The organism is Streptomyces sp. Isolate_45, from assembly GCF_024721315.2.
Classification (GTDB): domain Bacteria; phylum Actinomycetota; class Actinomycetes; order Streptomycetales; family Streptomycetaceae; genus Streptomyces.
In genome coordinates this window covers 1-8,603 of sequence record NZ_JANFAK020000249.1, presented here as the reverse complement: position 1 = coordinate 8,603, position 8,603 = coordinate 1, and the positions used below count along the sequence as shown (strand labels likewise).

The 8,603-nt window shown below is 76.7% G+C and carries 3 protein-coding genes; 1 reads left to right on the top strand and 2 read right to left on the bottom strand.

Going from position 1 to position 8,603, the window contains the following annotated elements; translation table 11 throughout:
• On the top strand, positions 1–1,759 hold a 1,759-nt coding region (locus NOD94_RS38690; protein ID WP_281210941.1), incomplete at its 5' end, for an AAA family ATPase.
• 90 nt (positions 1,760–1,849) lie between these two features.
• Here NOD94_RS38690 and NOD94_RS38685 read toward each other — a convergent pair.
• Both NOD94_RS38685 and NOD94_RS38680 read right to left on the bottom strand, forming a co-directional pair.
• Positions 1,850–2,815 carry a bifunctional riboflavin kinase/FAD synthetase gene (locus NOD94_RS38685; protein ID WP_281210940.1) on the bottom strand — a complete coding sequence of 322 codons (966 nt, stop codon included), beginning with the start codon at positions 2,813–2,815 and terminating at the stop codon, positions 1,850–1,852.
• 119 nt (positions 2,816–2,934) lie between these two features.
• Positions 2,935–8,352, bottom strand: coding sequence for a hypothetical protein (locus NOD94_RS38680; RefSeq protein ID WP_281210939.1), 5,418 nt, complete (start codon positions 8,350–8,352; stop codon positions 2,935–2,937).
• Between the last annotated feature and the right edge of the window lie 251 nt (positions 8,353–8,603).

Here is an 8,603-nt window from a genome sequence, read left to right as displayed (position 1 = left end):
GACCCCCGTGTCCGCCGCCGCGCCGGTTCCGGGGTTCCCGACGCCGCCCGCCCCGGGTGGCGCGGAGGAGCCGCAGGCGCCCGGCGCCGGGTGGTCGTCCGCTCCCGCGGAACAGGGCCCGTACGCGCCGCCGGTAGCCGCTGCGGATGCCCAGCAGCCCGCCGGGGAGCCCCCGTTCGTGGGATCCGGAGATGAACTGCCTTCACCGCCGCCCACGTTCGAAACCCCGGGCGCGCCGCAGGGTTACGGCTTCCCGCCCCCCGGTCAGCAGCAGCCACAGCCGGGCTACGGCTTCCCGCAGACGCCTCCGCGTGAGCAGGAGCAGGCACGGCCGGCCCAGCAACCCCAGGGCTACGGCTTCCCGCCCACCGGCAGGCAGCAGCCGCAGCCGGAGCCCCAGCCGGGGTACGGCTTCCCGCAGCCGCAGGAGCAGGCACAGCCGCCCCAGCAGCAACAGCCCCAGGGCTACGGCTTCCCGCCCGGCGCCCCCCAACCGCAGGCCCAGCCCCACGCCGACCCCCGGGCCTCCGCCGCCCAGTGGTCCCCCGAGGCCCAGCAGCCACCGCAGGCGCAGACACCGCAGGCGCAGCCGCGGCAGGCCGCCCCGTACCAGCAGACCGGCCATGGCAACGGAGGGGCGCCACTCGGCTACACCGCGGCCGTCGAGCTGTCCTCCGACCGGCTGCTGCGCTCCAAGCAGAAGTCGAAGGGGGGCCGTTCCGGATTCCGTTTCGGCGGCAAGGCCGCGGAGGCGGACCGTCAGCGCAAGCTGGAACTGATCCGCACGCCGGTGATGTCCTGCTACCGCATCGCCGTCATCAGCCTCAAGGGCGGCGTCGGCAAGACCACGACCACGACCGCCCTCGGCGCCACGCTCGCCACCGAGCGGCAGGACAAGATCCTGGCGATCGACGCGAACCCGGACGCCGGCACCCTCGGTCGCCGCGTGCGCCGCGAGACGGGGGCGACGATCCGTGACCTGGTGCAGGCGATCCCGTACCTGCACTCGTACATGGACATCCGCCGGTTCACCTCGCAGGCCCCCTCCGGTCTGGAGATCATCGCCAACGACGTGGACCCGGCCGTCTCGACGACCTTCAACGACGAGGACTACCGCCGCGTCATCGAGACCGTCGGCCGCCAGTACCCGATCATCCTCACCGACTCGGGCACGGGCCTGCTCTACTCCGCCATGCGCGGCGTGCTGGACCTGGCCGATCAGCTGATCATCATCTCGACCCCGTCCGTGGACGGCGCGAGCAGCGCCAGCACCACCCTCGACTGGCTCTCCGCGCACGGCTACGCCGAGCTCGTCGCACGCTCCCTCACCGTCATCTCCGGGGTCCGCGAGACCGCCAAGATGATCAAGGTCGAGGACATCGTGCAGCACTTCGAGACCCGCTGCCGCGGCGTCGTCGTGGTGCCGTTCGACGAGCACCTCGCGGCCGGTGCCGAGGTGGACCTCGACCTGATGCGGCCCAAGACCCGGGAGGCGTACTTCACCCTCTCCGCGCTGGTCGCCGAGGACTTCACCCGGGCGCAGCAGCAGGCCGCGCAGGCCCACTGGAGCGCGCCCCGGTCCGACCAACCGCCGTACCCCCAGCAGCATCAGCAGCCCCAGCAGCCGGGCCCGTACCAACAGCCCCAGCCGCCGCAGCAGCCGTACGGGCAGGCGTACCCGCAGCCCGGCCAACCCCGGCAGCAGCCGCAGGCGCCCCAGCAGCCCGGCGGCCCCCCGCGCGACCCGCGCCTCGGCTGACGGATACGGGGGCTGACGCGCGGAGGGCCCGTACCGTCCAGGAAACCTGGGACGGTACGGGCCCTCCGGCGCGTTCGGGGTGCGTGCCGCTCAGCGCCCGGCGCGCTCGCTGTCGTAGGCCTCGGTCAGTACCCGGGAGCGCTTCACGTCGTCCGCGATGGCCTCCAACAGCCCGTCCAGCGACTCGAACTTCGCCATCCCCCGCACGTACGCGAGGAAGTCCACGCCGACGTGCATCCCGTACAGGTCCAGGCCGATCCGGTCGATCGCGTACGCCTCGACGGTGCGTTCGGTGGCGTCGAACTGGACGTTCGTGCCGACCGAGATCGCGGCCGGCATCCGCTCGCCGTCCGCCGTCAGCCAGCCCGCGTACACGCCGTCGGCCGGGATCGCGGTGTGTGGCTGCGTCTCGACGTTCGCCGTCGGGTAGCCGAGCTCGCGCCCGCGCTGCGCGCCGCGCACCACGACGCCCTCGACGCGGTGCGGGCGACCCAGGATCTCGCCGGCCCCCTCGACATCGCCCTCGGAGACCAGCCGGCGCGCCAGCGTGGAGGAGAACGGCACGCCGCCGCCGGCCTCCCCGCGCACGACCAGGTCCACGACCTCGACCTCGTAGTCGTACGTGGCACCCAGCTCGCGCAGGAAGTCGACGTTGCCGGCGGCACGGTGGCCGAAGCGGAAGTTCGGGCCCTCGATCACGGCCTTCGCGTGCAGCTTGTCGGCCAGCACCTTGACGATGAAGTCGGCCGGGGACAGCTGGGAGAACTCCGCCGTGAACGGCAGGATCAGCAGCGCGTCGACCCCGAGGCCGGCCATCAGCTCGGCGCGGCGGTCGTAGGAGGCGAGGATCGGCGGGTGGCTGCCCGGCCGTACGACCTCGCTGGGGTGCGGACTGAAGGTGACGACCACCGACGGGAGGCCGAGCTCGCGGGCCCTGGCGACGGCCCGCCCGATGATCAGCTGATGTCCGCGGTGCACACCGTCGTAGGAGCCGATGGTGACGACGCTGCGTCCCCAGTCCTGGGGGATGTCCTCCAAGCCACGCCAGCGCTGCACTGTGACCGCTCCTCGCCCGAACCCGTGTAGTCCCTGTACCGATTGCCGATTGCAGGTCTAAGACTGCCATGCCGGTGGCCGGGGCCCCGCATCGGCGTCGGCGTCGGCCCGCTGCCGCCTCACGTGGTGTCCGGGACGGTCCTGCTGAGCGTCTCCACCGTGCGCCGCGCACCCGGTCCGAGCAGCGCGGCGGCCTCCGCCCCCGCCTGTGCGAGCCAGCGCGCGACGAGCGCGCCGAAGGCCGGGTCGGTCCGGACCAGTTCCACCGTGCGGTGCTCGAACTCGGTGGGGCCGCCCGGGATCCGCAACAGCTGCCGCCCGGCCCGCCGGAGCAGCTCGCGGGTGCGTGCCTCGGGACGGGCGCGGGTCCCCGCGGCGAGGGCGTCGAGGAAGGCGCCCAGCACCTCGGGGTCGCCCTCCTCGCGCAGCAGCACGTCGGCCAGCTCGCCGCGGAGCCCGTACGGGGGTGCCGCGCCGGGCGCGCCCAGGACCCGGGCCAGCTCGGCCCGTACGGGCGCCGGCCCGGTCCGCAGCAGGTCCAGTACGAGGGGGCGCACCACGGACCCCGCGCCCGGCCCCTGGTCCAGCCGTCGGTCCACGAAGGCGGCGGCGTGCGGGGCGTCCTCCGGGTGGCACGCCAGGTGCTCCCGTACGAGGTCACCCGCGCGGCGGGCCAACCCCGGCGTGGTCAGCGCGGCCAGGGCGCGGAGCACCTCCCCGTCGGCGCGGGCGCGCAGCGCGGCGAACACCGCGTCCGGGTCGGGCAGCACCGGCAGCGCCGCGACCAGCGCGGAGGCGGGCAGCCGGGAGCCGCGCCCGGGGTCGCGGAAGCAGGCGAGGGCGTCGGGAAGGTAGCGGGCCCGCACCTGGGGATCGCGGAGCAGGATCCCGAGGGCGCTGCCGTGCAGGGCGCCGTCGGTGGGCCGGGCGAGGAGCGCCAGGGCGGCGTGCCGCAGCAGCTCCCGGTCGGCCGGGGTACGGACGTGGGGAGCGGTGGCGAGCCCGTACGCGGCGGCGGCGACCCGGCGTCCGGGCCGTTCGTCGTGGGCCCAGCGGTCCACGGCCCGGCACAGGGCGGAGGGCTCGTCCTCGGTGAGGGCCGCGAGCAGCTCGTCGGCGCGGTGGTGCGCCGCACTCACCAGAGCCTCGGTGAGTGCGTCCACGGCGGGGCCCCGGTGGGTGTGCAGGAGGGCCTGGGCCGCGGTGGCGACGGTTGCTCCCGGGCGCTCGCGCAGCCGGCGTTCGTCGGTGAACCAGCCGCAGAGCAGGGGCTGGACGAGCCGCGGGTCACGCACGAGGCGGCGGGCGGCGGCGTCGAGGTAGCGGTGGTCGGCGGGCAGCAGGCGGCGGAGCAGGTCGAGCCGGTCGGCCTCGGACAGCCGGAGCCGGTTCCAGAACCAGCCGCCGAACTCCTCGGAGCCGGCCCGCGCCACGTGCTCGGCGAGGGCGTGCAGGACCGGCAGGTGCGGGGTGGCGTCGGCGGCCCGCAGCAGGGACTCGCGCAGCAACCGGCCGGCCCACCAGACCCGGTCGGGGTGAACGGCCGGCGTCTCCTCGGCGAAGGCGTTGAGGGCGCCGACCAGCCGGGTCAGCCGGATCCCGATCTCGGGCGGGGGCAGCCGGCGGAGCGCCTCCAGGACGGGCCCGACACGGTGCCGGGGCACCGGCGGGCCGGGCTCGGCGGGGCCCGAGTGGACCAGGGCGTCGAGTGCGGTCGGCACGTCGAGGTGGCCGGCCTGGATCCAGTCGGACAGCTCCTCGTGCGCGAAGCGGTAGCCGCCGGGCCCGGCGGGCACGAACAGCCCCTCGGTGAGGACGGCGGAGGCCCAGCCGGTGCGCCGGGGGAACAGGTCCTCGAAGTCGTCCCGGTCCAGCCGCCCCTGCGCCAGGCAGCGCCGAGCCGCCTCGTGCACCCGCCCGGCCACCCGCGCCGCAAGCCGCCGCACGCCGGGCCCGTACACCCCGCCGAGACCGCTCCCGCCGCACGCGGCGGGAGCGGGGGCGCCGGCGGCGGGGGCACCGACGGCCCGACTGCCCGGCCCCGGCCCGTGAGGGCCGGGACGCACGCAGCCGCACCCGCCGGGTCGGGGGTCAGCGCATCCGCACCCGTCGGGGCGGGGGCACAGGGGGCCACCCCCGTCGGCGCCGCAGCGAACGCGGCCGTGCCGGTCGGAGCCGACACAGGAGGAGCCACACTTGTCGACGCCGGGGAAGGCGGGGCCGTACGCGTCAACGTCCGTCCAGGCGGAGCCGTACCCGTCGACGCCGAGGTGGGCGGGGTCGCGTTCATCGGTGCCCTGGTCGGTCGGGCCGCAGGCTTCGGAGCCCCATCGTCCCGGAACCTGCCGGCCGGGGTCCGGGACCCCCGAGTCGTTCGCGCCCGCGCTCCCCGGCCCGGGGTCGCTCCCGCTCGGTCCGTGCCCGCCGGGGTTCCCGCTGTTCGGCCCCCCATGGCGGGCATCGCCGTACGCACGCGATCCCAGCCCATCGGAGCCCTCCACGGCCAACCTCCGGCCATCGGGGTCCGCTGCCCAAATCCCGCTCCCGTCCGCGCCGTGGATACCCGGGCCCCCAAGCCCGCCGCTGCCGACGCCGAGGCCCCGCACGCCGAGGTCGCGCACCCCGATGCGGTGGCTCGTCGGCCCGCCGGCACCCACCCGCTCCGGCCCCCGTCCGCTCCCCCGTCGGCCGTCGGCGTCCGAGCCGTGGATGCCCCGACCGGCCACACCGGAACCGCCGGCGGCCGGATCGTGAACGCCGCCCCAGCATCCCCTCAAGCCGCACGCGCCCTGGTCCAGCGCACCCCAGCCGCCCGCCTCCCGATCACGCGCGTTCGGACCCGGGACAGCCGGACCGGTCGCACCAGGAGCACTGCGGAGGCCGGTACGGCTGTCCCCCGAGCCGTCGACGGCAGCGACGTGGAGGCCCGATCCGTGGACGCCGGGGCCGCCCGCCGCCGGAACTGAGGCGCCCGAACCGCCGGCGCCCCCTTCCGGTGTGCCGGGCTGCTGCGGGGCAGGCCCGTCCCCGGCGGGGTCGACCGAGCCGGTGCGGGGGTTCCGGGGCGCGGGTGGGACGTCCTGCGGGCGGCCGGCGGGCGGCGGGACCGCACCCGAGGTGGCGATCCGGACCGCCACGCGCAGGGCCACCAGGTCCAGGTGGGCGCCGAACACCTCGTCCCGGCCCGGACACCCGGCGGTGACCCCGGCGGCGCGGATCCCGGCGAGTAGGCGGAGGGTGAGCGGATGCCGGGCATCGGCGTCCTGGACGCCGTCGGCGGGGATCCCGTACCGGGCACGGGCGGTCTCCGCCTCGTCCGGGTCCAGGTCTTCCACGGGAAGCGCGGCCGGCAGCCGTCGACCCGAGCGGGCCGGGGTGTGCAGCACCTCGGGCGGATACAGGGCTCCGGCCCGCTCCCAATACTCGGGCCGCGTGGCCACGACGAGCCGGGTGCCCGTCGAACGCAGCCACCCGACGGTGGCCTCGGTCCAGGCCGCGAGGCGGTGCGAGAGGTACGGCGGCATCTCCTCGGGCGTGTCCAGCACCACCAACAGCGGCCGCCCGGCCGCCCCCGCGACGCGGCAAACCCGCTCGGCCGCGCCCTCCACAGCGGCCTCCTCCCCCGATCCCGCCGACGGCCCGAGGCCACCCGACCCACCGGTGCCGCTCAACCGGCCGATGGTTTCCGACCGGTCGAGGTCGACCCACCGACTGGGACGCCCCCACCCACCGGGGACACCCGACCCACCGGGGCCGCTCAACCAGCCGATCGTTTCCGACCGGTCATGACGAACCGACCGCCCGAGGCCGACCGGCCCGCCGAGGCCTTCCGGCCGACGACGCGCATCGATCAGCGTGCGAGCGCCTCCGGGCCTGCCGTGATCGATCGACCCGCAGGAGCCACCCGGTACGCCGGAACCATCCGGCGTACCGGGTGTACCCACTCCGCCCGGGGCGTCGGTTCCCCCCGGCTGACCACTGCCGCCGTTGCCGTCATCCGCTCCGGACCCGGCACCCGAACCCGTGCCCCGTACGAGGCCCGGTCCGACGCCTGCCGGAATACCGGCTCCCCATCCGGTCGCCGCGCCAACTCCGGCGCCCCCTCCCGCTCCCGGGCCCGGCGCTCCCCGTGCGGCCCGCCCCGGCCCGACGTCCGTACGCGTCCCGGCTCCCGAACCTGCACCCACACCCGCCGCAACGTCGGCACCGGCACCGCCACCAGCTCCTGACCCCGGAGCCGTCCCCGATCCGGCCCCCGGGCCGGGTCCTCCCGACCCGACCGGGGAGGTACCTACCCCCGCGTCCCGACCGACCCCCGCATCCGACGTCGTGCGCGGTTCCCGCCCGACCCGTGGCCCCACCCCCGCGTCCGCCTCGAACGCGGGGTCGAATCCGCCGCCCGTCGCAGCCCCGGCCCACGCGCCGGTGCCACCCCCCACACCCGCGCCCATCACCACGGATACGGCCGACGCCAAGGCCCGGGAGACCGCGTCGGCCAGGGAGGCGTCGTCTTCCCGCAGGTCCGCGCCCCGCAGCCACAGGGTGGGGGCGGGGCGGGGGTCGCCGGCGCGTTCGGCGGTCAGGGCGGCGAGGGCCGTGGTGCGTCCGGTGCCGGGGTTTCCGACCAGGCCGAGGACGAAGCGGTCCCCGGCGGTGAAGGCGGCGAGAGCGGCGGCGAGGGCGGGCCTGACCACCGGTTCGGGGTCCGGCCCGGCCCCGGGCCCGCCGGCCGGGCAGGCGGAACCGACGGTGGTCGCGGTCAGCTCCAGGGCGCCCGCGAGGTTCAGGTCGGCCCCGTACCCGGGCACGGTCGCGGAGTTGCGGTCCAGCAGGCGCGCGAGGGGCCCGCCCGGAGCGGCCGCGGCGGCTGCCCGAAGGGGCAGCGCGAAGATCCCGGAGCGGTGCTCCGCCTTGAGCGCGGTGCCCAGGACTGCGAGCACCGCCCCCGTCGCGGCGTCCAGGACCGGCCCCCCGCCGGCCCCACCGCCCGGTCCCAGGGCATCCCGGCCGGCGGTGCCGATCGCCAGCTCGACCGTGACGGGCAGCACGTGGGAACGCGCCGCCGCGCTGTACGTGACCCCCGCACCCGCCCCGAGCACCCGCGCCTGTCGCCAGCCCCGGGCAAGGAGCCGTACGTACGTCCCCACGGGAAGCCCCTCCCGCACCGCGACCGGCAGCGGCCGCAGCCCGAGGCCGTCGGTCCGCACCAGGGCCAGCGCCACCTCGGGCAGCGGCGTCACGTCGGCCGCCTCCGCACACCAGGTCCGCCCTCCCGGCGCCTGCAACACGATCCGGCCCGGTCCGTCGACGGCCTCGTGGCTGGTGATCACCGTGCCGTGGTCGTCGGCCAGGAACCCGGTACCGCGCGGCAGGCCGGCCGCGTCACAGATCCTGACGAGCCCCTCGGCCCCCGGCCACCCCTCGGGCGGCGCCTCCCCGACCACGCCCGGCGCCGTGCCCCCGCCCCGGTCGCCGTCCCCGGCGCCGTCCGCGGCCGCGTCGAACGCCGCCGCACCAGCCGTGACCTCGTCCGTCATCGCCGCACCACTCCCCCGCCGCGAGCTCCGTGCTCATGACGGTAGGCAAGTGAAGATCAGCACGAAAAGAACGCGGGGCCAACGCGCCCCCATACGCTCCCTCCATTCACTCCGAGCGCCTGCTCGGACGGGTGAACAAGGGGCTCCGGATGGATAGAGACTTAGCCGAGGGGGGTCGGGGGGGGGGGGGGGGGGGGGGGGGGGGGGGGGGGGGGGGGGGGGGGGGGGGGGGGGGGGGGGGGGGGGGGGGG